This is a genomic window from Morganella sp. HSTU-ASny43 (assembly GCF_022819185.1).
In the GTDB taxonomy this organism is placed as follows: Bacteria; Pseudomonadota; Gammaproteobacteria; order Enterobacterales; family Enterobacteriaceae; genus Morganella; species Morganella morganii.
Map to the genome: position 1 here is coordinate 86,403 of NZ_WSPG01000011.1, position 23,921 is coordinate 110,323.

Here is a 23,921-nt window from a genome sequence, read left to right on the forward strand (position 1 = left end):
TTGTTAGTCGAGCTTAAATCACAGGACGGAAACAGACAGAAAATCCATAGCGTTACCGGTAAGAAAGCATAACTGTCAGACCGGATCGGGAAATACCGGCAACACTGATAGCAGTGTGCAGGAAATGCAGGATACCTTAATGGTCAGAATACAGCAGAGCCCGGTACGGTCATCAGGAAAACCCATAATGCCCTTACCCGGCGCTGGCCGAAAGGCGAAAAGATTATTGCGGATTTCCTGAAGGTATCACCGGCCGGAATCCGGCTTTCGCGTTATAGGCAAAAATATACTGATGGCAATAATTACCCCCGGCTCACAGGAAAAGAGGGTGAGCCGGGGACAATACATTACGTCACACCAGTTTCAGCCGGATTTTGGCTTCACTGATAGCCGCAGCCACCTGCTCCGGTGAAACACCGCCTTTCGCACAGCGTTTCTCCAGACAGGACTGAAGTGACAGTATGTCATACACATCCAGGGCAATCGCCGGGCTGAATTCCTGCAGTTCTGTCAGCGGCATTTCTTCCAGCGCCACGCCTTTTGCTATCGCGCCGACCACCACTTCACCGACAATATGATGCGCCTCGCGGAACGGAACGCCTTTTGCCACCAGGTAATCCGCCAGTTCTGTCGCGTTGGCATAACCCTGTTTGGCCGCTTCCTCGCAGCGCGGACGTTTCACCTGAATGCCTTCCAGCACCAGTGCCGCCATATGCAGGCAGTCCAGCCAGCTGTCGAGTGCATCAAACAGCCCTTCTTTGTCTTCCTGCATATCCTTGTTATAGGCGAGCGGCAGACCTTTGAGGGTCATCATCATACCGGTCAGTGCGCCCTGCACCCGGCCGCATTTGCCACGGATAAGCTCGAGAGCATCCGGGTTCTTTTTCTGCGGCATCAGGGAAGAGCCGGAGGTGACACGGTCAGATAATTCAATAAACGCTGCTTCGCCGCTGTTGAAGAAAATCATATCTTCAGCAAAGCGGGAGAGATGCACCATGCTGATCGCCGCATCACTGAGCAGTTCCAGTACATGGTCACGATCAGACACACTGTCGAGGCTGTTGCGGGTTGCACCGGCGAATCCCAGCCAGCCGGCCAGCTGTTCCCGGTCGATGGCATACGCGGTTCCGGCCAGCGCACCCGAGCCGAGCGGGCTGTAATCAAAACGCGCCAGGGCATCGCGGACACGGCTTTCATCCCGCGCCAGCATTTCACTGTACGCCAGGCACCAGTGAGCAAATGTCACCGGCTGCGCCCGCTGTAAGTGGGTGTAACCCGGCATCACCGAATCCTGATTCTGCTCCGCCGTCAGCACCAGCGCCTGCTGTAATTCCTGTAATGCCGCGAGGATCTGACTGACCGCCTCTTTGCACCACAGTTTTAAATCCGTCGCCACCTGGTCGTTACGGCTGCGTCCGGTGTGGAGTTTTTTTCCCAGATCGCCGACTTTGCCGATCAGTTTGCCTTCCACCCAGCTGTGGATATCTTCCGCATCACTGCGCAGAATGGCACGCGGATCGGCCTGCACTTCCGCCAGCAGCTCATTCAGTGCCTGCTCCAGCGCCGCCTGCTCCTGTGCAGTCAGCACATTGACAGTCACCAGTGCTTTCGACCAGGCCACAGAGCCGGTGATATCCTGCTCCGCCAGACGATAGTCGAATCTCAGCGAGTCGTTGAATTGTTTGAACCGTTGATCTGCTTCCTGACTGAAGCGTCCGCCCCACAGTGCCATACTTTTTCCCTTTCTGTTTTTAATGATAAATCAGTCTGATGCACGTCCCTGTGCATAATCTCCCTGTCTCCCGCCGGTTATTTCTGCGCTTTCAGCGCACGGATCCGCGAGGAGAGTGAATACAGGCGGATAAAGCCGCCCGCATGGCTGTGGTCATACACGTCATCTTCGCCGAAAGTGGCGAACTCTTCGGAATAGAGGCTGTTGGCGGACTGTTTCTGGATCGCCGTGACCTGTCCTTTATAGAGTTTCAGCACCACTTCACCGCTGACCTCTTCCGCCAGGGAATCCGCAGCTGCCTGAATGGATTTACGCAGCGGGGCAAACCAGCGGCCGTCATACACCACATAGGACATTTCCAGGCCAATCTGCTGACGCCATTTGAAGCTGTCGCGGTCGAGGATGATCTCTTCCAGTCCGCGCAGTGCCGCCATCATGATGGTGCCCCCCGGGGTTTCATAACAACCGCGGGATTTCATGCCCACCAGCCGGTTTTCAATAATATCGATCCGGCCGATACCGTGTTTCGCACCCAGTTCATTCAGGGCATTCAGGCAGTTATACGGAGACAGCGCTTTGCCGTTCACCCCGGTGACTTCACCGGCCTTAATGGTGACAGTAACCAGCTCCGGCTGATCCGGGGCTTCCTGCGGATCTGCGGTCCATACCCAGCAATCAGCATTCGACTGATTCCACGGACTTTCCAGCACGCCGCCTTCGGTAGAGATATGCCATGCGTTTTCATCACGGCTGTAGATTTTTTCCAGGGACGCGGTGGTCGGGATATTACGGACTTTCAGGTAATCCAGCAGCGCCTCACGGGAACGCAGCTCCCACTCACGCCACGGTGCAATGACTTTCAGCTGTGGCGCCAGGGCGGTGTAGGTTCCCTCAAAACGTACCTGGTCATTCCCTTTGCCGGTCGCACCGTGTGCCAGCGCATCCGCGCCGACTTTCAGTGCCAGCTCCACCTGAGCTTTGGCGATAATCGGCCGCGCCATCGATGTACCGAGCAGATATTTACCTTCATACAGTGCGCCGCTTTTCAGCACCGGATAGACAAAATCTTTGATAAATTCTTCACGCAGATCGACGACATAGCAGGAAGACGCCCCGGAGTTCAGTGCTTTCTGCTCGACACCGTCGAGATCTTCCGCGCTCTGGCCGATATTGGCGACAAATGCCACCACTTCGCAGTTATCATAATGCTCTTTCAGCCACGGAATAATCGCCGATGTATCCAGACCGCCGGAGTAAGCCAGTACGATTTTTTTAATGCCTGTTTTTTTTGCCTCTGTCATAACCCTGTCCTTTCAGTAAATGTTATCCGCTGCTGCGGAGTGATTCTGCCAATGTGCTGATAATCCGGATTACGCGGAAATCCGCGTGCCGATGGCTTCGCCATCAAATAATAAATGCAGCTGATCCGCATGACGCCAGGAGGCGATATCCACCGGCCGCCCCAGTGTGGCCGCCGCTTCCAGCGCCGCGTTCACTTTCACAATCATGCCGTCGGTGATAATGCCGTCGTCGATCATTTTCTGTGCATGTACACCATCGAGTGCTTTGATTTTCTGCCCTTTGCCGTCCAGGATGCCGCTGACATCCGACAGCAGGACCAGATCTGCGCCCAGCGTTTCCGCAATGGCGGTAGCCGCCTGATCCGCATTCACATTCATCAGCAGTCCGTCTTCCGTGATGCCGATGGAACTGATGACCGGCAGAAAACCGTTGTTCAGTAACAGATTCAGCAGAGCCGGGTTGCCCGGTGCCGCTTTACCTACATGGCCCAGTTCGTCACTTAGTGGTGTGACTTTGACACTCTGACCATCCCCGAGACACAAGCCGGTACCGTTGAGCTGATAACGGGTCGCCCACGCCAGCAGTGTTTTGTTGGCACTGCCCGCCAGCGCTCCGGTGATAATGTCTATCTGATCCGCCGGGGTGACCCGCAGCCCCTGCTTTTTCACCACCGGTAACTGTAATTTCGCCATCAGTTCATCCACTACGCAGCCGCCGCCGTGAACGATGACAATGCGGCGGTCATTTGACGCCCGGTATGCGGCCAGTGCGGTGAATAAACGCCCGAGGGCTTCTTCGCTGTCCAGTAACACACCGCCTAATTTGATGACTAATGGTTCCATTTCCGTTTTCCGTCAGATAAAAGAGTGAGCCGGGCTGTCTGCTTACTGTGGCAGCAGGGACAGCGTTTCATTAAAGCCAAAACGAATATTCATGCACTGAACCGCCTGAGCAGCCGCCCCTTTGAGCAGGTTATCCTCTGCACCAGCGACAATCAGATGCTCTCCCTGCACGGCAAAGCCCAGGTCGCAGAACGGCTGACCAACAACAGCATTCAGTGCCGGTACGCCGTGGTCATACACCCGCACCAGCGGTTTATCGTCATAGGCCTTGTGATAGGCCGCGCTGACCTGCTCTGCGGTGACGCCGCTTTTCAGTCTGCAGGTGATGGTTGCCAGGATCCCGCGTTTAAAGTTGCCGAGATGCGGGGTAAAAATTACCGGAGTGCCGAGATGTGCGGCAATTTCCGGCTGATGCCGGTGAGTAAACAGCCCGTAGGGTTGCAGACTCACCTCACAAAAACTGTTATTCAGCGCGGCTTTACGCCCCGCACCGCTCACGCCGCTGGTGGCATTGATAACCGGCCATTGGGTCAGATCCAGCAGGTCATTATCCAGCAGCGGTTTCAGCGCCAGCTGGGAGACCGTCGGATAACAGCCCGGCACCGCAATCAGTTGCGCGGTACGGATGTTGTCATGCTGCCATTCCGCCAGGCCGTACACGGCCTGCGCCAATAAGGCGGTATGTTTGTGTTCAAATCCGTAGTATTGTGGGTAAAAATTATCCTGCTGAACGCGGTAAGCGCCTGAAAGATCAAACACCGTGCAACCCGCCGCAAGGAAAACCGGCACGAAGTCATGGCTGACCTCATGGGCGGTTGCCAGGAACACCACATCGGTATTTTGTGCAACGGCGGCCGGGTCTGTCAGCGGCTCCAGCGGCAGATCCACCAGGCCCCGGAACTGCGGATGCAGATCCGAAAAGCATTTTCCGGCATCCGCACTGTTGGCAGAAACCATCAGGCCGGTCAGTTCCGTCTGCGGGTGGCGTTGGATATAAGCAGCGAGCTCTGCACCGGTATATCCGCTGGCACCGATAATCAGCGTTTTCAACATAAGTTATCTTCACCTTGTACCTGAAACACAAACAATGTATTTTTATTCACATAAACTGCATGAATATTGATACTATTATGACTAAAGGCTGTCAACAGTGAATATTAAATTACCTGCATTTATTGAGATTTATCGTCAGCTCATCGCGGCACCTTCCATCAGTTCCACGGAAGCGGAATCTGATCAGAGCAATGAAACTGTTATCAATCTGCTGGCGACCTGGTTTGAAACCCTGGGGTTTGATGTCGAGGTGCAACCCGTTCCGGAAACGCGCGGCAAGTTCAATCTGCTCGCGAGTCTCGGGGATGGCGACGGCGGTCTGCTGCTGTGCGGCCACACCGATACCGTCCCGTTTGATGAAGGCCGCTGGAGCAAAGATCCCTTCACCCTGACAGAGCAGAACAACAAGCTGTACGGGCTGGGAACAGCGGATATGAAGGGCTTTTTCGCCTTTATCCTCGACGCGCTGCGCGATATCAGTGTGAAGGATTTGCAGCACCCGCTCTATATCCTCGCCACCGCAGATGAAGAAACCACCATGGCCGGGGCGCGCTATTTTGCCGCCAATGCAGCTATCCGCCCGTCCTTTGCCATTATCGGCGAACCCACGTCGTTACAGCCGGTGCGGGCGCACAAAGGCCACCTCTCCAATGCTATCCGCATTACCGGTCAGTCCGGTCATTCCAGTGATCCGGAGCGCGGCGTCAATGCGATTGAGCTGATGAATGAATCCATCACGCACCTGATGTCACTGCGTAACGAGCTGAAAGAAAAATTCAATAACCCGGCGTTTGTCATTCCGTATCCGACCATGAATTTCGGTCATATTCACGGCGGTGATGCGGCAAACCGTATCTGCGGCTGCTGTGAATTGCATATGGATATCCGGCCGCTGCCGGGCATGACTCTCAGTGATATTGACGACATGCTCAATACCACGCTGGAGCCGGTGAAGCAGCGCTGGCCGGGACGGCTGGCGATTGAGGAGCTGCATGCGCCGATCCCGGGTTACGCCTGCCCGACAGATCATAAAATGGTCGGTGTGATTGAAAACCTGCTCGGCGAAAAAGCGCAGACGGTGAATTACTGCACCGAAGCACCGTTTATTCAGGATCTGTGCCCGACCCTGGTGCTCGGCCCCGGGTCGATTGAACAGGCGCATCAGCCGGATGAATTTCTCGAAACCCACTTTATTGAGCCGACCCGTGAACTGCTGACCCAGCTTGTCACCCATTTCTGCTGTAAAACCCCCGAATAATTCTTCTCAGCGGACAGCCCGTCTGTCCGCGCTTTTCCCCTCATCATGACAATCTTTCATACAGCGTGTGAGAAAACCTCACCCGCACTGTGACAATTAGTGGTTGACGTTTAACCAATTCATCCCGTAATCTACATCCAGACGTCTAAACGTATAGACATTCAAATAATCACGGACGGATAACTGCGGGGGCAGCGATGAGTTTTTTACATATAGACCAGCACGAAGCACTGAATCAGAACCTGGCAGAACTGGCCGGTCGTGTGGCCGTATCTTTTGAATTCTTTCCGCCGGGCACACCGGAAATGGAAAAAACCCTGTGGCAGTCCATCGAACGTCTCAGTGTGCTGAAGCCGAAATTTGTTTCCGTCACTTACGGGGCGAACTCCGGCGAGCGGGACCGCACCCATTCGGTGATTAAAAGTATCAAAGAGAAAACCGGGCTGATTGCTGTTCCGCACCTGACCTGTATTGATGCCACCCGTGATGAGCTGAAAACTATCGCCAGAGATTACTGGGATAACGGTATCCGCCATATTGTGGCGCTGCGCGGCGATCTGCCGGACAGCAGCAGCAAACCGGATATGTATGCCGCTGACCTGGTCGGTTTGTTAAAATCGGTCGCCGATTTTGATATTTCCGTCGCCGCTTACCCGGAAGTGCATCCGGAAGCGCGCAGTGCGCAGTCAGACCTGATTAACCTGAAAAAGAAAATTGATGCCGGTGCAGACCGCGCTATCACGCAGTTTTTCTTTGATGTCAGCACCTATCTGCGTTTCCGTGACCGCTGTGCGGCGGCCGGTATTGATGTGGAGATTGTGCCGGGCATTCTTCCGGTCTCTAACTTCAAACAGTTACAGCGCTTTGCAGGAATGACTAACGTCCGCATCCCGGGCTGGCTCGGCACCATGTTTGAAGGCCTGGATGATGACCCGGAATCCCGCAAGCTGGTCGGGGCTTCCGTGGCAATGGAGATGGTGAAACTGCTCAGCCGTGAAGGCGTGAAAGATTTCCATTTTTACACCCTGAACCGCGCGGAACTGACTTACGCTATCTGCCATACTCTGGGTGTCCGCCCGGCCGCCTGCGTGGCATAATTTATCACGATCCGGGCACATACATCAGTATGTCGCCGGATCGTGAGCATCCGTCACAGCGAAAGGTAAGGCGTTTATGAGAACTCTTTAAATGCCTTAATCGTATTTGCCGCGTACATCACAGACGGACCGCCACCCATAGCAACAGCCACACCCAGTGCTTCCGCCAGCTCCTGCTCCGTTACCCCCGCATCAACCAATTTTTTGGTATGAAAACCAATACAACCATCACAACGGTTTGCCACCGCAACCGCGATAAAAATCAGTTCTTTTGTTTTTTTATCTAATACACCATCCGCCGAGCTGCTGCTGACCAGCTCTGAGAAAGCGGTCATAACATCCGGGATAAATTTACCCAGTTCCTGCATGTTTACGGCGATTTCTTTAGTGACATCTTTGTAATATGACATTTCCGATCCTTAGTGAGAGTAACAGTTACATACAATATATATTTTAATATTATATAAATTTACAGATTATTCAATATCATTATTCATATATTCCCGCCATTATTTTGAGATATCTCCGGCAAACTGCCGTTTTCTGCAATTAATTTATGGCATATACGGTAAGATAAATATTTAATTATCTCATGAATAATAAGGAAATAATTGATGCTTCAAATTCGGTTACATGGTGCGCCATGTAATGTCCGGCTGGATAATGGCAAGGTTATGTCAGGCAAAAAAGCAGCAGATCATCTGGCAAAAACAATTAAAGCCACAGGAAATTCACCAATTAATTTTGTTAGTTGCTACGGGGCTGCAGGAGGCGCGATTTCGAATGCACAGATGCTGGCTAATAAAACAGGTTGCCCGGTTAAAGGATACACAAAAAAAATCTCACCGGTACAGGAGGGTAATAACAGTCATGCAGGAAAAAGCCGGGTATTCCACCCGCAAAGCCCTCTGAAAGCGAAAGTTTGCGGCATCACTAACCAGACAGCAGGTTCATTGATACAACCCGGTATGCATGCTTACAATTTTCTGAGAACACATTTGCATCCCTGAATAAAAAATGGCCGCAACTGCGGCCATCCGGGGCCGCCGGCCAACCCGCAGGGGTTGGCAGCGACCGTCAGTGATTGTAAAAATAACGTTATTAACCGGTATTACGCATACCTGCCGCAATGCCTGCAATAGTCACCATCAGGGCCTGCTCTACCTGCGGATCTGACTGATCGCATTCACGTGAGCGGTGCAGCAGTTCGGCCTGCAGGACGTTCAGTGGGTCGGTGTACACGTTACGCAGAGCGATAGATTCCGCAATCCACGGCAGATCCGCCATTAACTGCTCATCTTTGGAAATCATCAGGACACTCTTAATATCCTGTGATAACTGTTCGCGCAGTTTTGCCCCCAGCGGCCACAGGCGCGGCTCCACCAGGCGCTGGTCATAGTATTCCGCCAGCCATAAATCGACTTTGGCAAACACCATTTCCAGCATACCGATGCGGGTTCTGAAGAATGGCCACTGGTAATACATCACTTCCAGCATTGCCCGGTTGCCTTCATCCACGGCGGTTTTCAGTGCCGCACCCGCACCCAGCCAGGCCGGCAGCATCAGACGGTTTTGCGACCAGGCAAAAATCCACGGAATCGCACGAAGCGTTTCCACACCACCGGTCGGACGGCGTTTTGCCGGACGGGATCCCAGCGGCAGTTTACCCAGCTCCTGCTCCGGCGTGGCCGCGCGGAAATACGGGACAAAATCCGGCTGTTCGCGGACATAGTCGCGGTACATCTCACAGGAGATATCAGAGAGGCGATCCATAATCGCGGCCCACTCCGGTTTCGGCTCCGGCGGCGGCAGCAGATTGGCTTCCAGGCTGGCGCTGGCGTACATCGCCAGGCTGCTGATAGTGACCTGCGGCAGACCAAATTTAAAGCGGATCATCTCACCCTGCTCTGTCACACGCAGGCCGCCTTTCAGGCTTCCCGGCGGCTGTGAGAGCAGTGCGGCGTGTGCCGGTGCACCGCCGCGGCCGATGGTGCCCCCGCGTCCGTGGAACAGCGTCAGTGTCACGCCTTCACGGGCGCAGACTTTAATCAGTGCATCCTGAGCGCGGTATTGTGCCCAGGACGCCGCCATTACCCCGGCGTCTTTGGCAGAGTCGGAGTAACCGATCATCACCATCTGGCGGTCATTAATCAGATTGCGGTACCAGTCGATACTCAGCAGGCGGGTGATAACACTCTCTGCGTTATTAAGGTCATCGAGGGTTTCAAACAGCGGCGCGACCGGCAATGTGACCGGGCTGCCGGATTCTTTGAGCAGCAGTTTGACCGCCAGAACATCCGACGGCACTTTTGCCATCGAAATCACATAGGAAGCGACAGAATTTTCCGGTGATTCGGCAATCACCCGGCAGGTATCAAAAACTTCGCGGGTTTCATTACTGCACTCCCAGTTCTGCGGCACCAGCGGACGTTTTGACTGGAGTTCACGCAGCAGGAATTCCTGTTTTTCCTCTTCCGGCCAGGCGGCGTAATCCCCGAGGCCGAGATACTGTGTCAGTTCAGACAGCGCTTCGGTATGACGGGTACTTTCCTGGCGCACATCAATACGCACCAGCTGCAGACCGAAGCAGCGGATACGGCGCAGCGTATCCAGCAGTTGGCCGTTGGCAATAATCTTCATGCCGCACTCAACCAGCGAGCGGTAGCAGAGATACAGCGGCTCCCATAACTCTTCGTTATCGGTCAGCAGGTTATCCGGTTTGATAGCCGGTTCACCGGCCAGGCAGCGCTCCAGATAGTCCAGTGTGCTTTTCAGACGGGCGCGCAGCTGTTTGGTGATGACGCGGTACGGCTCGGCGGCATCCTCACCCACGCGCTCACGCAGCTCCGGCGTGCATTCGCTCATGGAGAGCTCGGAGACCAGCACCTGAATATCATTATAGAAAAGATCAGCAGCCTTCCAGCGGCTGAGGGTCAGCACGCGCCGGGTGATATCTGCCGTGACATTCGGGTTACCGTCGCGGTCACCACCCATCCATGAGGTAAAGCGGATCGGTGTGGCTTCCACGGACAGGTTGTAATCCAGTGATGCCTCGAGCTGCTCATTAAACTCGCGCAGGAACGCCGGAACCCCTTCCCACAGACTGTTTTCCACCACGGCAAAGCCCCACTTCGCTTCATCAAGCGGTGTCGGACGGTCTTTGCGGATTTCATCAGTATGCCAGGCCTGTGCCACCAGTTGGCGCAGACGGCGCATAATACGATCGTGCTCATAATCAGCCAAGTCATCATGATCCAGCTGTGCCAGGCAGGTATTCACCGCCACCAGTTTGTGGATCAGGGTACGGCGGGCAATTTCGGTCGGATGCGCGGTCAGCACCAGCTCAATGGAGAGTTCATCCACGGCCTTGCGCATCTCTTCATTGGTAAAATTTTTGGCTTTCAGCTGATCAAACAGCGCCGCCAGGGCAACCGGATTACTGGCCGCCTCACCGTGCGGCGAAATGCTGTGATACTGCTCCGCCACGTTGGTTAAATTCAGGAACTGGTTAAATGCGCGGGCAACCGGCAGCAGTTCTTCATTGGATAGATTTTGCAGTGTCATCAGCAGCTTCTGCCGCTGAATTTCATTACCGGCCTGTGACGCTTTGGATAACTTACGGATGGATTCTACTTTCTCGAGAATATGTTCACCCTGGGCCTCTTTGATCGTGTCTCCGAGTAGTTTCCCGAGCATACTGACGTTACTGCGCATTGCGGAATATTGTTGATTCATACGACCCCTGACCCTTATTGACGGCAGAATCCTATGACCGCCGGTGAGGAACTTTCAGCCGGCAGTTCTCTGTCCTGTACATCTTAGTGATTTCATACGACGGATTAATTCTTATTTTGTGACGCCGTTCCCTTGCATTTATCTCTGCCCTATATTCATATCAAAAAAAACGCGCTTTGAAAGGACTTTATCAGATTTAATTACCGTGCCGCCATCATGTTGCGCACAGGCAGGTGCCGGATTATCGGGTAAAAATCCGTCCCGCCAGCATAATGAAAGGGAAAAACAAACGTCACAGACAGATATCGCGAATTAAGGCAAAAATAGTAACGATTCAGCCTGAGCGAAAATCCTCAGTCCGGCGGGGAAAAATTCAGCAGGAAAGTGTAACGGGAAACCGTCAGCAGAAAAACAGCGGGAAGTGAAAATAGTAACGGGATGCAATTAAATCCGTTAATCGCATCCCGCCGGGATTGTTTCTGTCCTTAGCCTGGCTTCCTGTCAGAAGAAGCACGTCCGGTGCATATCCTTACCATGACATCCTGTCACAGCCATCATCCATAATAATTATATGTCCATCTTGAAACATCACCATGCGCTATTTATACCAACCCTGTACTATAAACGTAATAAGACAATTCCCGTTATCGTCATTTTTTGTCCCGTATAGTGACTTTTTAAGACTATTTAACCCCGGCGATAGTCAGAATCCGATGAATTACAGCAATTGTGCCAGACGGTTTAAATCTGACTGAATCGCCCCTGCGGTGACATCACGACCGGCACCCGGCCCGCGGATCACCAGCGGATTATCGCGGTACCAGCGGCTTTCCACGGCAAAGAGATTATCCCCCGGCTGCAATGCGGCCAGCGGATGATCAGGCCGGACCGCTTCCACCCCGACCCGCGCTTTGCCGTTGGCATCAAAACGGGCCACGTAGCGCAGCACCATGCCCATTTCACGGGCAGCTTCCAGGCGGCAGGCCATCTGTTCATTCAGCGCAGTGACATTCTCGAAGAAGTGATCCGGTGTGCCTTCCTGTGCCGCTTCCGGCACCAGGGATTCCACACGGACATCTTCCGGCTCAATTTCATACCCGGCTTCACGGGCGAGGATAATCAGCTTGCGCATCACATCCTGGCCGGATAAATCAATACGCGGATCCGGCTCGGTCAGCCCCTGCTGCCAGGCCTGTTCCACCAGCTCACTAAACGGTACGGTGCCGTCGAATTGCAGGAACAGCCAGGAAAGTGTGCCGGAGAAGATCCCGCTGATCGCAATAATGCTGTCTCCGCTTTCATGCAGATCACGCACACAGTGGTTGATCGGCAGTCCCGCACCGACAGTGGCGTTGTACAGCCAGTGACGCCCGGTTTTGCGGAACGCATCGCGGATCTGGCGGTAATCGCGGGTTTTTGCCGCCCCGGCAATTTTGTTGGCGCTGATGACATGGAAACCGTACGCGGCAAAATCGGCGTAGCTTTCCGCCAGGGTTTGACTGGCAGTCAGGTCGATAATCACCAGGTCATCAAACGGATGGTTGCGCATCCACAGATACAGGGTGTCCTCATCGGCGATCGGCTCTGCTTCCTCATTGAAGAAAGCCAGTGCGCGGCTCGGATCCAGCCCGTCGTAACTGAGCAGCGCTCTTTCGCTGTCCGCCACCCCGGCGAGAACAAATTCAAACCCGCTGCGGGCAGAGAGATTACTCTGCTCACGCGCAAACAGTTCCAGCCAGCGGCTGCCGATATTGCCTTTGCCGAACACCATCAGGCCGATCTGCTTTTCCGCACGGAACAGGCTCTGGTGCAGACCCTGAATCACATGCCCGGTCTGACGGGTGCGCAGAATGGCCACGAGACTGATACCGTCCTCGGCCTGCCAGATAAACTCCACCGGCTGATCTTTGAGCTGCTGATAAAAACGGTGGTAATGCAGGAGGTTTTTACAGACCCCCGCCCCGACCAGCGCCACCAGCGAGAAGCCGTCACGCAGTGTCAGTGTGCCCGGCAGTCCGGCGCTTTCCAGCACATGCAGGGCGCTGTCTGCCACTTCGGCGGTATAACTGAGCTGAATAAGATTGTCATCATTATGCAGGCCGACCGCCAGCGGGCGGATCTGGCTGCGTTTAAGCAGCAGATCAATACTTTTATAACGCGCTCTGGCGTCATCCCCGGCCGGCAGGCGGATATCAATCAGACAAACCTCATCATGGTTGGTCACGATCTTCGCCCCGGTGCCGGATGCCAGCACACGCTCAATTTTTGTCGAGCCCTGTTCCGGCTGGTAACTGCAGCGCAGCTGTAAATCGATATCACTGACGGACACCGGCTGTAATGTGCGGGTATGCAGTACCGGTGCGGCGAGACGTGCCAGTTCACTGGCTTCATCCAGACGCAGCAGCGGCAGCAGACAGGCATCTTTGACTTTGCGCGGGTCAGAGCTGTAAACCCCCGCGACATCACTCCAGATGGTGACTTTTTTCACCCCGGCCAGCGCGCCGACCTGGGTGGCGGAATAGTCACTGCCGTTACGGCCGAGCAGCACGGTTTCCCCGGCAGCGTTGCGGGAGATAAACCCGGTCACCACCAGACGTTTACCCGGATGCAGCGCCAGCAGTTCTGCAAGCAGCGGCTGCGACCGCGCGGTATCCACTTCCGGCTGCGCCGCCCGCTCCGCACACAGGAATGTCCGGGCATCCAGCCACTGTGCGGCCATACCCTGCTCCTGAAGTACCTGAGCCATCAGACGGGCAGACCAGATTTCCCCGTGGCCGGTCACTTCCGCGTAAATCACATCATTCAGCGGATTTTCCAGCAGTTTCGCCAGGCGCTGAATATCATCATTAAACTGAAAGATCAGGACATTGGCCTGAACTTCCGGCAGTAAGTCACTGATAAGGGTTGTCTGATAGCGTTGCAGGGTCTGCCGCGCCTGTTCTGCGGCAGCACGATCACTCTGACTCAGTTTGACCCAGTTAATCAGCTGGTTGGTGGTGCTGCCGGCGGCAGACACGACCATCAGGTCATCCGGCTCACTGTAGTTCGCCATAATATTCGCCACCCGCAGATAACATTTTGCATCTGCCAGGCTGCTGCCGCCGAATTTATGTAACTGACGCCCTTTTACTGATTCATCAATCGCCAACGCACTCATGATTACCCTTACCCCTTAGTCACTGACTGAAATGCGCGATCCAGATCAGCAATCAAATCACTGCTGTCCTCAATCCCCGCAGAAATACGTAATAAGCTGTCTGAAATTCCCGCTGCATGCCGTGCCTGCTCCGGCATTCCCGCGTGTGTCATGGTCGCGGCATGGGAAATCAGCGTTTCCACCCCGCCCAATGACTCTGCTAGTGTAAAGAGAGACAGGTGAGATAAAAAGCGGGAAATTGCAGCTTCATCACCATTAATGTCAAAACTGAGCATTGCGCCGAATCCTTTCTGCTGCTTTGCGGCCAGTTCATGCCCGGGATGCGTCGCCAGTCCCGGATAATACACTTTTTTCACCAGCGGCTGGCGCACCAGATAATCCGCCAGAGTACGGGCATTTTTTTCCTGTAAGGTGATCCTCGGGATCAGGGTGCGGATACCGCGCAGCAGCAGATAGCTGTCAAACGCCCCCAGCGTCACACCGATATTATTCGCCCACCACGCCAGAGTTTCACAATGTTCCGCATCTGCGGCGATCACCACACCGGCGACCACATCGGAATGCCCGTTCAGGTATTTGGTACAGGAATGAATAACAAAATCCGCGCCCAGTGCCAGCGGCTGCTGTAATACCGGGCTGAGAAACGTGTTATCCGCCGCCACCAGTGCTCCGGCCTGATGCGCCTTCTCACTGACTGCCGCGATATCCGTGATACGCAGCAGCGGGTTACCCGGCGTTTCAATCAGCACCAGCTTCGGTTTCTCCGCCAGCGCGGCACTGAGTGACGCCTCATCATTCATATCCGCAAAGCGGACGGTAAAATGGCCGCGCTGCTGACAACTGTCGAGCAGCCGGTAAGTGCCGCCGTAGCAGTCGTGCGGGGCAACAATCACATCCCCGGGTGATAAAAACACGGTAAACAGCAGATGCAGAGCAGACATCCCGCTGCTGGTCACCACCGCCCCGGCACCGCCTTCCAGCTCCGCCAGCGTGCGCCCGGTGATATCCCGCCCGGGATTGCCGCGCCGTGAATAATCATGTTCACGCGGGCTGTTGAAGGCCGGAAAATTATAGGTTGATGAGAGATACACCGGCGGTATGACACAGCCGAATTGGGTCTCTTCATTGAGTCCGTTATGAATTGCCGCTGTCGCGGGTTTGCGTGCCATACCTCTTTCCCTATCAGTAACTGAACGAGTTATCAGCATATCCGCGGTTCATTTAGACGTCAATATGTCTGGACATCCATCCTGCTTTACGGTTATATATACAAGTGGGATAATACCGATATCAGTCAGGTACTTTTCTGTGCCCGGCTCCTCCTCAAACTGACTAAGATAACAAGGTAATCCATGGCTGAATGGAACGGCGAATATATCAGCCCTTATGCTGAGCATGGCAAAAAAAGTGAGCAGGTAAAGAAGATTACAGTTTCTATCCCGTTGAAAGTGCTTAAAATTTTAACGGATGAGCGCACACGCCGCCAGGTGAATAACCTGCGTCATGCCACCAATAGCGAACTGTTATGTGAAGCATTTCTGCATGCTTTTACCGGACAGCCACTGCCCGATGATGATGATCTGCGCAAAGAACGCAGTGATGAAATCCCGGAAGTGGCGAAAGAAATTATGCGCCAGCATGGGGTCGACCCGGATACGTGGGAATATTGAGTTTTATCCGCGTGTTATACGACTTCTCAACCCGGAAACAGACATAAAAAAACGCCCTGTGAAATATTTTCATTCAGGGCGTTTTTTATGGAACAGAGCGCGGCATGCCGCGCAGTGCCATTATTTCTTCGCAGAAGGAACGCTGAAGCGTTTGTTGAAGCGATCAACACGGCCGCCGCTTGCAACGTCACGCTGTTTACCGGTGTAGAACGGGTGGCATTCGCCGCACACGTCCAGGTTCAGGTTGTGACCTGCGGTAGAGTTAATTTTCATTACGTTGCCGCAAGAGCAGGTTGCAGTGATTTCTGCGTAGTTAGGATGAATACCTTTTTTCATGGGAAAACCTCGGTTAAGGCCGTGTCGCTATCCGGGCCTTTTTGCCGGACACCACACGTCGTGTTGATGATAAGTTATCGGTGGTATTTTAATTACCAAAGGCGGCGGATCATACAGAAATTCCCTGAACCATGCAATGAAATCCGCTGTCTTTTCGTGGTATTCTGGATCCTGTTTTACGGATAATTTCCCTGTTTTTACCGGGGAAAAACTGAAATCCGGTGATTATTCAGACACTTTTGCGCCTTTTCCGCCGCTGTGTATTTTTTACACGCCGGCGCTCTGCCGATGATGGACATTATAATGACAGTCGTCCGGGTGATATTACCAGTACCTCTGACACAAACATTTGACTATTTACTGCCTGATGATATGCCCCGCCCGGTACCGGGGGCACGGGTGATTGTGCCGTTCGGACGACAGAAACAGGCAGTCGGCATTGTGGCTGAACTGGCGGAAACCAGCACCTTCAGCCCGGAGAAACTCAAGCCGGTCATTGCCTGCCCGGATGATGACACGCTGTTTCCCGGGGATCTGTGGCCGCTGCTGAACTGGGCGGCGCAGTATTATCACTATCCGTTAGGGGAAGTGCTGTTTCATGCCATGCCGATTTTGCTGCGTCAGGGCAAAGAAGCCGCCTTTGCACCGCTGTGGTGCTGGGAAGTGACGCCGGAAGGACGTGAGATTGATATCCATACCCTCAAACGCTCCCCGAAACAGCAGCAGGCACTGGCCTGTCTGCGCCGCCAGCCGGTTTACCGCCATCAGACTCCGGAATATGAACTCAGCGACAGTGCATTGCAGGGACTGAAAAAGAAAAACCTGATCACCCTGAACGATGTGCAGCCGGAGAGCAAACCCTGGCAGCCGGGATTTGCCGTCACCGGCGAACGCCTGAAACTCAATACCGAGCAGGCCACCGCTGTGGGGGCGATCCGCGCAGAGCAGCATCAGTTTTCTCCCTGGCTGCTGGACGGCGTCACCGGCTCCGGGAAAACCGAGGTGTATCTCAGTGTGCTGGAAAATGTGCTGACCGAAGGCCGCCAGGCCCTGGTTCTGGTACCGGAAATCGGCCTGACCCCCCAGACCATCGCCCGCTTCCGCGCCCGTTTTCAGGCGCCGGTGGATATTCTCCATTCCGGCATGAATGACAGCGAGCGTCTGGCTGTCTGGCTGCGGGCAAAGCGCGGGGAGACCGCCATTGTTATCGGTACCCGCTCCGCGCTGTTCACGCCGTTTACCTCTCTCGGCATCATTATTATCGATGAGGAGCACGACGGCTCCTATAAACAGCAGGACGGCTGGCGTTATCACGCCCGTGATCTGGCCGTGTTCCGTGCCAAGAAAAATGATATTCCGATTGTGATGGGCACGGCGACCCCGTCACTGGAAACCCTGTTTAATGTCCAGCAGAAAAAATACAAAGTCCTGCCGCTGACACAGCGGGCGGGAAATGCACAGCTTGCCGACCAGCATCTGCTCGACCTGAAAGGGCTGCCGCTGACTTCCGGGTTGTCACAACCGCTGATCAAACGCATCCGCCACCATCTGGCCGCAGATAATCAGGTTATTCTGTTCCTCAACCGGCGCGGCTTTGCCCCGGCAATGCTGTGCCACGAGTGCGGCTGGATAGCGGAATGCCCGCGCTGCGACCATTTTTATACTCTGCACCAGAACCACCGCATGCTGCGCTGCCATCAGTGTGACAGCCAGCGCCCGGTACCGAAACAGTGCCCGCAGTGCGGCTCCACACAGCTGGTGCCGGTCGGGCTGGGCACCGAACAGCTGGAGGAGAGCATCACCCCGCTGTTCCCGGATGTTCCGGTCACGCGGCTGGATCGCGATACCACCAGCCGCAAAGGCGAGCTGGAGCAGCATCTGGCGGATGTGCATCAGGGCGGCGCACGCATCCTGATCGGTACCCAGATGCTGGCCAAAGGGCATCACTTTCCGGATGTCACCCTTGTGGCACTGCTGGATGTCGACGGCGCGCTGTTCTCCGGTGATTTCCGTGCGGCAGAGCGCTTTGCACAGCTCTACACCCAGGTCTCCGGCAGGGCGGGACGCGCCGGGAAACGCGGCGAGGTCATTTTGCAGACTCACCATCCGGAACATCCGCTGCTGACCGTGCTGCTGGAAAAAGGCTATGCCGCCTTCGCCGCACAGGCACTGAATGAGCGGCAGAGTGTCTGTCTGCCGCCTTATACCAGCCAGGTGATGATCCGCGCCGAAGATCAGAATAACCAGCGGGCGAATGCATTCCTGCAGACGGTACGCCAGTTATTCGAATCCCATCCGCTGCGGGATGAGCATTTCTGGCTGATGGGGCCGCTGCCAGCTATCCAGGCCAAACGCGGCGGACGTTTCCGCTGGCAGTTGCTGTTACAGCATCCGTCCCGCAGTCAGCTGCAGAAAATTGTCGCGCAGGCCATTCCGTATATTCAGCAGATGCCGGAAAGCCGGAAAGTCCGCTGGAATGTGGATGTCGATCCGACCGACGGCTGAGACTGACGTCTCACGGAAAGTGCGCGTTGTCTCAAAAAATTGAGATAACTCACAGTTTTATGCAAACCAGGTAACAGATTAATTTTACAAAGGGCTTAGAATAGCCGTTAATAGAACGATTAATAAACCGTCTGAATTTCACTTAAGAAGCTCAGGCGGTTTTTCACAGGCATGTGAAAAGTACAGCGGACCATAATGATCACAAAAACCGCGCAATCGATACACTTACAGGGTAACCAAAGGAATTAATGATGGAACCACGCCGCAACGATACCGGCGCGACAATGAAAGATGTCGCCAGAGCCGCAGGCGTCTCAACCGCGACCGTGTCGCGGACACTGATGAATCCGGAGAAAGTGTCTGTGCAGACACGGCAGAAAGTGGAAAATGCTGTCCTGGAAGTGGGGTATTACCCGCATAATCTGTCCCGGGGGATGAAACGTAATGAATCCCGCACCATTCTGGTGATTGTGCCGGATATCGGTGATCCGTTTTTTACCGATATTATTGTTGGTATCGAGGAAATTGCTGCCAAACACGGCTATCTGGTTCTGATCGGTGACTGCCGTTATCAGCACAAGCCGGAACACACTTTTGTGAATCTGATTGTCACCAAACAAATTGACGGCATGGTGCTGCTTGGCTCCGATGTGCCGTTTGACAGCCGCCATGATGAACAGCGCCACTTCCCGCCGATGGTGATGGCTAACGAATTTGCCCCGGAGCTGGAGCTGCCGACGGTGAATATTGATAACCTGACCGCCGCCTTTAATGCCACCCATTACTTACAGTCACTCGGACACACCCGCATCGCCTGTATTTCCGGGCCGGAAGAGCTGCCGTTGTGTCAGTACCGTGTCGAAGGGTATATTCAGGCCATGCGCCGTATGGGAATGCCGGTACGGGACGAGTATCTGGTGCGCGGGGATTTCACCCACGAAAGCGGCGCGGAATGTGCCGCACAGCTGCTGGCACTGCCGGAACCGCCGACCGCGATTTTCTGCCACAACGATATTATGGCGATCGGCGTTCTCTGGGCGGCCAGAAAACAGGGGCTGACACTGCCGCAGGATCTCTCGGTTGTCGGTTTCGATGATTTACCGGCCGCACAATACTGTTCGCCGACCCTGACGACTATCGCACAGCCCCGTTATGAAATCGGCCGTCAGTCTTTCTTACTGCTGCTGGAACAGTTGCAGGGACACACCGTGGCAAAAGGTTCGCGCCTGCTGGATTCTGATTTAATCATCAGAGAAAGTGCCTGCGCGCCTAAAAGCTAGGCAAAATCCATAAGGTTAAGTAACATGTAACGCTGAATAATATGTTCCCTTAACCGACTCATTAGTGAATTGAAACAGTGGCACAACGAGATTATGTGGGACGCGGACGCTCTGCGCCGCGTAAAAAAAGTAAATCACGGAAGAAAAGTCAGGCGAAAGGCCTGCCGTTCACCACATTGGTGATCGCCGTGGCACTGGTGGTCGTTTTTGTCGGCGGCCTGTTCTATCTGGTCCATAACAAAAAAAGTCAGACCGCTTCTGACAGCATCATTCCGCCTGCGCATCAGCAGAGTACCGGTAACGGGCTCCCGCCGATCCCGGAGGAGCGCTGGCGTTATATCAAAGAGCTGGAAAACCGCGAAGCCGGGGTACCGGAGCAGTATTACTCCAACCCGCAGGCACCGGCCAACCGCATTGATCCGAATGCCAAACTGACCCAGGAACAGCGGCAGCTGCTGGAGCAGATGCAGTCTGATATGCAGCAGGCACCGGTTCAGTTACAGGAAGTACCGGCAAACGGCACGGTTCCGCGCTCTCAGGTCGTGGTTACCGGCCAGGATCCGCAGCTGCGTATGCAGCCGGAAACCCGTCCGGCACCGCAGCCGGCCGAAAAACCGGCTGAGAAACCAAAACCGGTGCAGGAAAAACCACAGGCTGCGCCTGAGCGCTGGTTAATCCAGTGCGGATCATTCCGTGAGAGTGGTCAGGCAGAAGAAGTTCGCGCCGGTCTCGCCTTCTCCGGTATCGAAAGCCGGGTGTCCCAGGGCGGCGGCTGGTATCGTGTGATGCTTGGCCCGTATGAGAAATCCGCCGCGCAGTCGGTGAAAAGCCGTGCCGCTGATGCCGGCGTAACAAATTGTATTCTTCGCTCCGCCGGGGGTTGAAATCCTTCAGCCCTCCCCCCATATCTCTAGTTAATTCTGTGCCGCCGGGAATATACCCGGCGGCCTCTCTCCATCCTTTAGCACAACCAGGGGCTGACTCATGACAACAATCGTAAGTGTTCGCCGTAATGGCCAGGTCGTAATTGGTGGTGATGGGCAGGCGACAATGGGTAATACCGTCATGAAAGGTAATGTCCGCAAAGTCCGCCGCCTCTATCACGACAAAGTCATTGCCGGTTTCGCCGGCGGCACCGCGGATGCCTTTACCCTCTTCGAACTGTTTGAACGCAAACTTGAACTCCATCAGGGACACCTGACAAAAGCCGCCGTTGAGCTCGCCAAAGACTGGCGTACCGACCGCATGCTGCGCAAACTGGAAGCCCTGCTGGCCGTTGCCGATGAAACCGCATCGCTGATTATCACCGGCCAGGGGGATGTCGTTCAGCCTGAAAATGATCTGATTGCCATTGGTTCCGGCGGCCCGTACGCCCAGGCAGCAGCCCGCGCCATGCTGGAAACCACCGATCTGAGTGCCCGTGAAATCGCGGAGCGCGCACTGACTATTGCCGGTGATATCTGTATCTACACCAACCACAATCTGAATTTTGAAGAATTACCTTCAAAAGCATAAGGATCGACGTTATGTCCGAAATGACTCCACGCGAAATTGTCAGCGAACTCGATAACCATATTATCGGCCAGGATAAAGCCAAACGTGCTGTTGCCATCGCGCTGCGTAACCGCTGGCGCCGTATGCAGCTCAATGAGGAGCTGCGTCACGAAGTCACCCCGAAAAATATTCTGATGATTGGCCCGACCGGTGTCGGTAAAACCGAAATTGCCCGTCGTCTTGCCAAACTGGCCAATGCGCCGTTTATCAAAGTCGAAGCCACTAAATTCACCGAAGTCGGTTATGTCGGTAAAGAAGTGGATTCCATCATCCGTGATCTGACTGATTCCGCTGTGAAAATGGTGCGCCTGCAGTCTATCGAGAAAAACCGTTTCCGTGCTGAGGAAATGGCCGAAGAACGCATTCTCGATGTGCTGATCCCGCCGGCAAAAAATAACTGGGGTCAGACTGATACCCAGGCAGAGCCGTCAGCTGCCCGCCAGGCATTCCGCAAAAAACTGCGCGAAGGCCAGCTGGATGACAAAGACATTGAAATTGAAGTCTCTGCCGCACCAATGGGTGTGGAAATCATGGCACCTCCGGGCATGGAAGAGATGACCAGCCAGTTACAGTCCATGTTCCAGAACCTGGCCGGACAAAAACAAAAACCACGCAAAATGAAGATAAAAGAAGCCTTCAAACTGCTGGTTGAGGAAGAAGCCGCCAAACTGGTCAATCCGGAAGAGCTGAAAGAGCAGGCCATTGAAGCGGTTGAACAGCACGGTATCGTGTTTATCGATGAGTTCGATAAAATCTGTAAGCGCGGCGGCCAGTCCTCCGGGCCGGATGTGTCCCGCGAAGGGGTTCAGCGTGACCTGCTGCCGCTGATTGAAGGCTGTACTGTCTCCACCAAGCACGGCATGGTCAAAACCGACCACATCCTGTTTATCGCCTCCGGTGCGTTCCAGGTTTCCAGCCCGTCTGACCTGATCCCGGAATTACAGGGCCGTCTGCCTATCCGTGTGGAATTACAGGCACTGACCACGGAAGATTTCGAGCGCATTCTGACCGAACCTAACGCCTCACTGACCGTTCAGTACAAAGCACTGATGGCCACCGAAGGTGTGGATATCACCTTTACAGCCGACGGCATCCGTAAAATTGCTGAATCTGCATGGCAGGTCAACGAAACCACCGAAAATATCGGTGCCCGTCGTTTACATACGGTGCTGGAACGATTAATGGAAGAAATTTCCTACGATGCCAGTGAAAAACAGGGTCAATCCATTGAGATCAATGCGGAATATGTGAAAGATCATCTGGATCAGCTCGTGGCGGATGAAGATTTAAGTCGCTTTATTCTGTAATTTGATAATAATCAGACATAATAGTATTCAGACTGTACGGGTATAATCTGCCCGGCAGTCTGCGTTATTATTTTTGTCGTTATTATTTCATTCTGAAAAGTAAGCGAGTTTCAATGTCAGTCACCCCTTCACCGGCCATCAGCCGTACCCAAGCCTGGCTGGAAAGCCTGCGGCCCAAAACATTACCTCTCGGGGTGATCGCGATTATTACCGGTTCCGCTCTGGCTTACTGGACCGGCCACTTTAAATTCCCTGTTGCCCTGCTCGCCCTTATCACCACCGGCATTCTGCAGATTTTGTCGAATCTGGCCAATGACTACGGCGATGCGGTAAAAGGCACCGATACCGAAGCACGCCTCGGGCCGCTGCGCGGTATGCAGAAAGGTGTTATCACCGCCGCTCAGATGAAAAAGGCGCTGATTCTGACCGTCACCCTCGCCTGTCTGTCCGGGCTGGCCCTGATTATTGTCGCCTGTGAGAAACCGGAAGATATTATCGGCTTCCTGGGGTTAGGTGTGGCCGCGATTATCGCCGCAATCACCTATACAGTCGGGAAAAAACCCTACGGCTACCTCGGACTGGGTGATATTTCTGTTCTGATCTTTTTCGGCTGGCTGAGTGTGATAGGCACCTATTACCTGCAGGCCGGTTTTTTCAGTCCGCTGACCATTCTGCCGGCGACCGCCTGCGGACTGCTGTCTGTTGCAGTGCTGAATATCAATAATATGCGCGATATCGAAAATGATATCCTGGCCGGGAAAAACACCCTGGCCGTCCGCCTCGGCCCGCTGAAATCCCGCTATTACCATGCCACCGTGATTACCGTGGCATTCCTGTGCCTGGTGCTCTTTACCCTTCTCTATCTGCACGGCTGGTACAGCTGGCTGTTCCTGCTCTCTGCACCGGTACTGTTTATGCATATCAGACGCGTGCTGGGGGATATGACCGCCACCGGAATGCGCCCGCTGCTGGAACAGATGGTGAAAGCCGCACTTCTGGTCAATATCCTGTTTTCCGCAGGACTTATCTGCCAGCGTCTGTAACCAGAATTTACGCCGAAATCTGCCGCTTTCTTGATTCAGATCGGAAAGCG

General features: G+C 54.3%; 19 protein-coding genes and 1 pseudogene. 11 read left to right on the top strand and 9 right to left on the bottom strand.

Translation table 11 applies throughout. The annotated features are described in order from the left end of the window. Positions 1-186: 186 nt before the first annotated feature. A pseudogene (locus GN208_RS08110) lies at positions 187-387 on the top strand (helix-turn-helix domain-containing protein); the annotation flags it as partial. Here the strand turns inward: GN208_RS08110 and argH are convergent. The 4 genes from argH to argC form a co-directional block, all read right to left on the bottom strand. Then, positions 353-1,732, bottom strand: coding sequence for an argininosuccinate lyase (gene argH / locus GN208_RS08115; RefSeq protein WP_004236591.1), 1,380 nt, complete (start codon positions 1,730-1,732; stop codon positions 353-355). The pseudogene GN208_RS08110 and the gene argH sit on opposite strands and share 35 nt — an antisense overlap. Before the next feature lie 77 nt (positions 1,733-1,809). Then, positions 1,810-3,033 carry an argininosuccinate synthase gene (locus tag GN208_RS08120; RefSeq protein ID WP_004236592.1) on the bottom strand — a complete coding sequence of 408 codons (1,224 nt, stop codon included), beginning with the start codon at positions 3,031-3,033 and terminating at the stop codon, positions 1,810-1,812. 69 nt (positions 3,034-3,102) lie between these two features. Next, complete coding sequence (gene argB, locus GN208_RS08125; RefSeq protein ID WP_004236593.1) at positions 3,103-3,876, bottom strand: acetylglutamate kinase; 774 nt, start codon at positions 3,874-3,876, stop codon at positions 3,103-3,105. Positions 3,877-3,918: 42 nt separating this feature from the next. Further along, positions 3,919-4,929 carry an N-acetyl-gamma-glutamyl-phosphate reductase gene (argC, locus tag GN208_RS08130; RefSeq protein WP_004236594.1) on the bottom strand — a complete coding sequence of 337 codons (1,011 nt, stop codon included), beginning with the start codon at positions 4,927-4,929 and terminating at the stop codon, positions 3,919-3,921. Positions 4,930-5,026: 97 nt separating this feature from the next. Here argC and argE point away from each other — a divergent pair, with 97 nt between their 5' ends. Both argE and metF read left to right on the top strand, forming a co-directional pair. After that, entirely contained in the window at positions 5,027-6,187 is a 1,161-nt protein-coding gene (argE, locus tag GN208_RS08135; RefSeq protein ID WP_015422397.1) for an acetylornithine deacetylase, read from the top strand. A gap of 197 nt (positions 6,188-6,384) precedes the next feature. Further along, entirely contained in the window at positions 6,385-7,284 is a 900-nt protein-coding gene (gene metF / locus GN208_RS08140; RefSeq protein WP_004236596.1) for a methylenetetrahydrofolate reductase, read from the top strand. A gap of 74 nt (positions 7,285-7,358) precedes the next feature. Here metF and GN208_RS08145 read toward each other — a convergent pair whose 3' ends face one another. Beyond that, complete coding sequence (locus GN208_RS08145) at positions 7,359-7,694, bottom strand: carboxymuconolactone decarboxylase family protein (RefSeq protein WP_004236597.1); 336 nt, start codon at positions 7,692-7,694, stop codon at positions 7,359-7,361. A 204-nt stretch (positions 7,695-7,898) separates the two neighbouring features. On the opposite strand from GN208_RS08145, the gene GN208_RS08150 reads away from it, so the two are divergent. After that, on the top strand, positions 7,899-8,294 hold the full coding sequence (locus GN208_RS08150; RefSeq protein ID WP_015422396.1) for a hypothetical protein: 396 nt from the start codon (positions 7,899-7,901) through the stop codon (positions 8,292-8,294). A gap of 91 nt (positions 8,295-8,385) precedes the next feature. On the opposite strand, the gene ppc is transcribed toward GN208_RS08150, so the two are convergent. From ppc to metB, 3 genes are all read right to left on the bottom strand, one after another. Continuing rightward, positions 8,386-11,019 (bottom strand): phosphoenolpyruvate carboxylase, encoded by a 2,634-nt coding sequence (ppc, locus tag GN208_RS08155; RefSeq protein ID WP_004236599.1) that lies wholly within the window; start codon positions 11,017-11,019, stop codon positions 8,386-8,388. A 718-nt stretch (positions 11,020-11,737) separates the two neighbouring features. Further along, positions 11,738-14,176, bottom strand: coding sequence for a bifunctional aspartate kinase/homoserine dehydrogenase II (locus tag GN208_RS08160; protein ID WP_015422395.1), 2,439 nt, complete (start codon positions 14,174-14,176; stop codon positions 11,738-11,740). An 8-nt stretch (positions 14,177-14,184) separates the two neighbouring features. Then, positions 14,185-15,345, bottom strand: coding sequence for a cystathionine gamma-synthase (gene metB / locus GN208_RS08165; protein ID WP_004236601.1), 1,161 nt, complete (start codon positions 15,343-15,345; stop codon positions 14,185-14,187). Between the two features lie 183 nt (positions 15,346-15,528). Here metB and metJ point away from each other — a divergent pair, with 183 nt between their 5' ends. Continuing rightward, positions 15,529-15,846, top strand: a complete 318-nt coding sequence (metJ, locus tag GN208_RS08170) for a met regulon transcriptional regulator MetJ (RefSeq protein ID WP_004236602.1) — start codon at positions 15,529-15,531, stop codon at positions 15,844-15,846. 120 nt (positions 15,847-15,966) lie between these two features. Here metJ and rpmE read toward each other — a convergent pair whose 3' ends face one another. Next, positions 15,967-16,182 (bottom strand): 50S ribosomal protein L31, encoded by a 216-nt coding sequence (rpmE, locus tag GN208_RS08175; RefSeq protein WP_015422394.1) that lies wholly within the window; start codon positions 16,180-16,182, stop codon positions 15,967-15,969. 303 nt (positions 16,183-16,485) lie between these two features. Between rpmE and priA the strand changes: the two genes are divergently transcribed. From priA to GN208_RS08205, 6 genes are all read left to right on the top strand, one after another. Next, positions 16,486-18,687 (top strand): primosomal protein N', encoded by a 2,202-nt coding sequence (priA, locus tag GN208_RS08180; protein ID WP_243828326.1) that lies wholly within the window; start codon positions 16,486-16,488, stop codon positions 18,685-18,687. Between the two features lie 251 nt (positions 18,688-18,938). Continuing rightward, a complete protein-coding gene (gene cytR, locus GN208_RS08185; RefSeq protein ID WP_004236605.1) occupies positions 18,939-19,967 on the top strand; it encodes a DNA-binding transcriptional regulator CytR in 1,029 nt (342 codons plus the stop codon). Positions 19,968-20,044: 77 nt separating this feature from the next. Further along, entirely contained in the window at positions 20,045-20,851 is an 807-nt protein-coding gene (ftsN, locus tag GN208_RS08190; protein WP_036413503.1) for a cell division protein FtsN, read from the top strand. A 100-nt stretch (positions 20,852-20,951) separates the two neighbouring features. Then, positions 20,952-21,482 (top strand): ATP-dependent protease subunit HslV, encoded by a 531-nt coding sequence (gene hslV / locus GN208_RS08195; protein ID WP_015422392.1) that lies wholly within the window; start codon positions 20,952-20,954, stop codon positions 21,480-21,482. Positions 21,483-21,493: 11 nt separating this feature from the next. Beyond that, on the top strand, positions 21,494-22,828 hold the full coding sequence (hslU, locus tag GN208_RS08200; protein ID WP_004236608.1) for an HslU--HslV peptidase ATPase subunit: 1,335 nt from the start codon (positions 21,494-21,496) through the stop codon (positions 22,826-22,828). Between the two features lie 113 nt (positions 22,829-22,941). Then, positions 22,942-23,871 carry a 1,4-dihydroxy-2-naphthoate polyprenyltransferase gene (locus GN208_RS08205; protein WP_004236609.1) on the top strand — a complete coding sequence of 310 codons (930 nt, stop codon included), beginning with the start codon at positions 22,942-22,944 and terminating at the stop codon, positions 23,869-23,871. Positions 23,872-23,921 lie beyond the last annotated feature (50 nt).

Coding starts and splice junctions, on each gene's coding strand:
- argH (WP_004236591.1), bottom strand. CDS start 1,732: ATGGCACTGTGGGGCGGACGCTTCAGTCAGGAAGCAGATCAACGGTTC.
- GN208_RS08120 (WP_004236592.1), bottom strand. CDS start 3,033: ATGACAGAGGCAAAAAAAACAGGCATTAAAAAAATCGTACTGGCTTAC.
- argB (WP_004236593.1), bottom strand. CDS start 3,876: ATGGAACCATTAGTCATCAAATTAGGCGGTGTGTTACTGGACAGCGAA.
- argC (WP_004236594.1), bottom strand. CDS start 4,929: ATGTTGAAAACGCTGATTATCGGTGCCAGCGGATATACCGGTGCAGAG.
- metF (WP_004236596.1), top strand. CDS start 6,385: ATGAGTTTTTTACATATAGACCAGCACGAAGCACTGAATCAGAACCTG.
- GN208_RS08145 (WP_004236597.1), bottom strand. CDS start 7,694: ATGTCATATTACAAAGATGTCACTAAAGAAATCGCCGTAAACATGCAG.
- GN208_RS08150 (WP_015422396.1), top strand. CDS start 7,899: ATGCTTCAAATTCGGTTACATGGTGCGCCATGTAATGTCCGGCTGGAT.
- ppc (WP_004236599.1), bottom strand. CDS start 11,019: ATGAATCAACAATATTCCGCAATGCGCAGTAACGTCAGTATGCTCGGG.
- GN208_RS08160 (WP_015422395.1), bottom strand. CDS start 14,176: ATGAGTGCGTTGGCGATTGATGAATCAGTAAAAGGGCGTCAGTTACAT.
- metB (WP_004236601.1), bottom strand. CDS start 15,345: ATGGCACGCAAACCCGCGACAGCGGCAATTCATAACGGACTCAATGAA.
- metJ (WP_004236602.1), top strand. CDS start 15,529: ATGGCTGAATGGAACGGCGAATATATCAGCCCTTATGCTGAGCATGGC.
- rpmE (WP_015422394.1), bottom strand. CDS start 16,182: ATGAAAAAAGGTATTCATCCTAACTACGCAGAAATCACTGCAACCTGC.
- priA (WP_243828326.1), top strand. CDS start 16,486: ATGACAGTCGTCCGGGTGATATTACCAGTACCTCTGACACAAACATTT.
- cytR (WP_004236605.1), top strand. CDS start 18,939: ATGGAACCACGCCGCAACGATACCGGCGCGACAATGAAAGATGTCGCC.
- hslV (WP_015422392.1), top strand. CDS start 20,952: ATGACAACAATCGTAAGTGTTCGCCGTAATGGCCAGGTCGTAATTGGT.
- hslU (WP_004236608.1), top strand. CDS start 21,494: ATGTCCGAAATGACTCCACGCGAAATTGTCAGCGAACTCGATAACCAT.
- GN208_RS08205 (WP_004236609.1), top strand. CDS start 22,942: ATGTCAGTCACCCCTTCACCGGCCATCAGCCGTACCCAAGCCTGGCTG.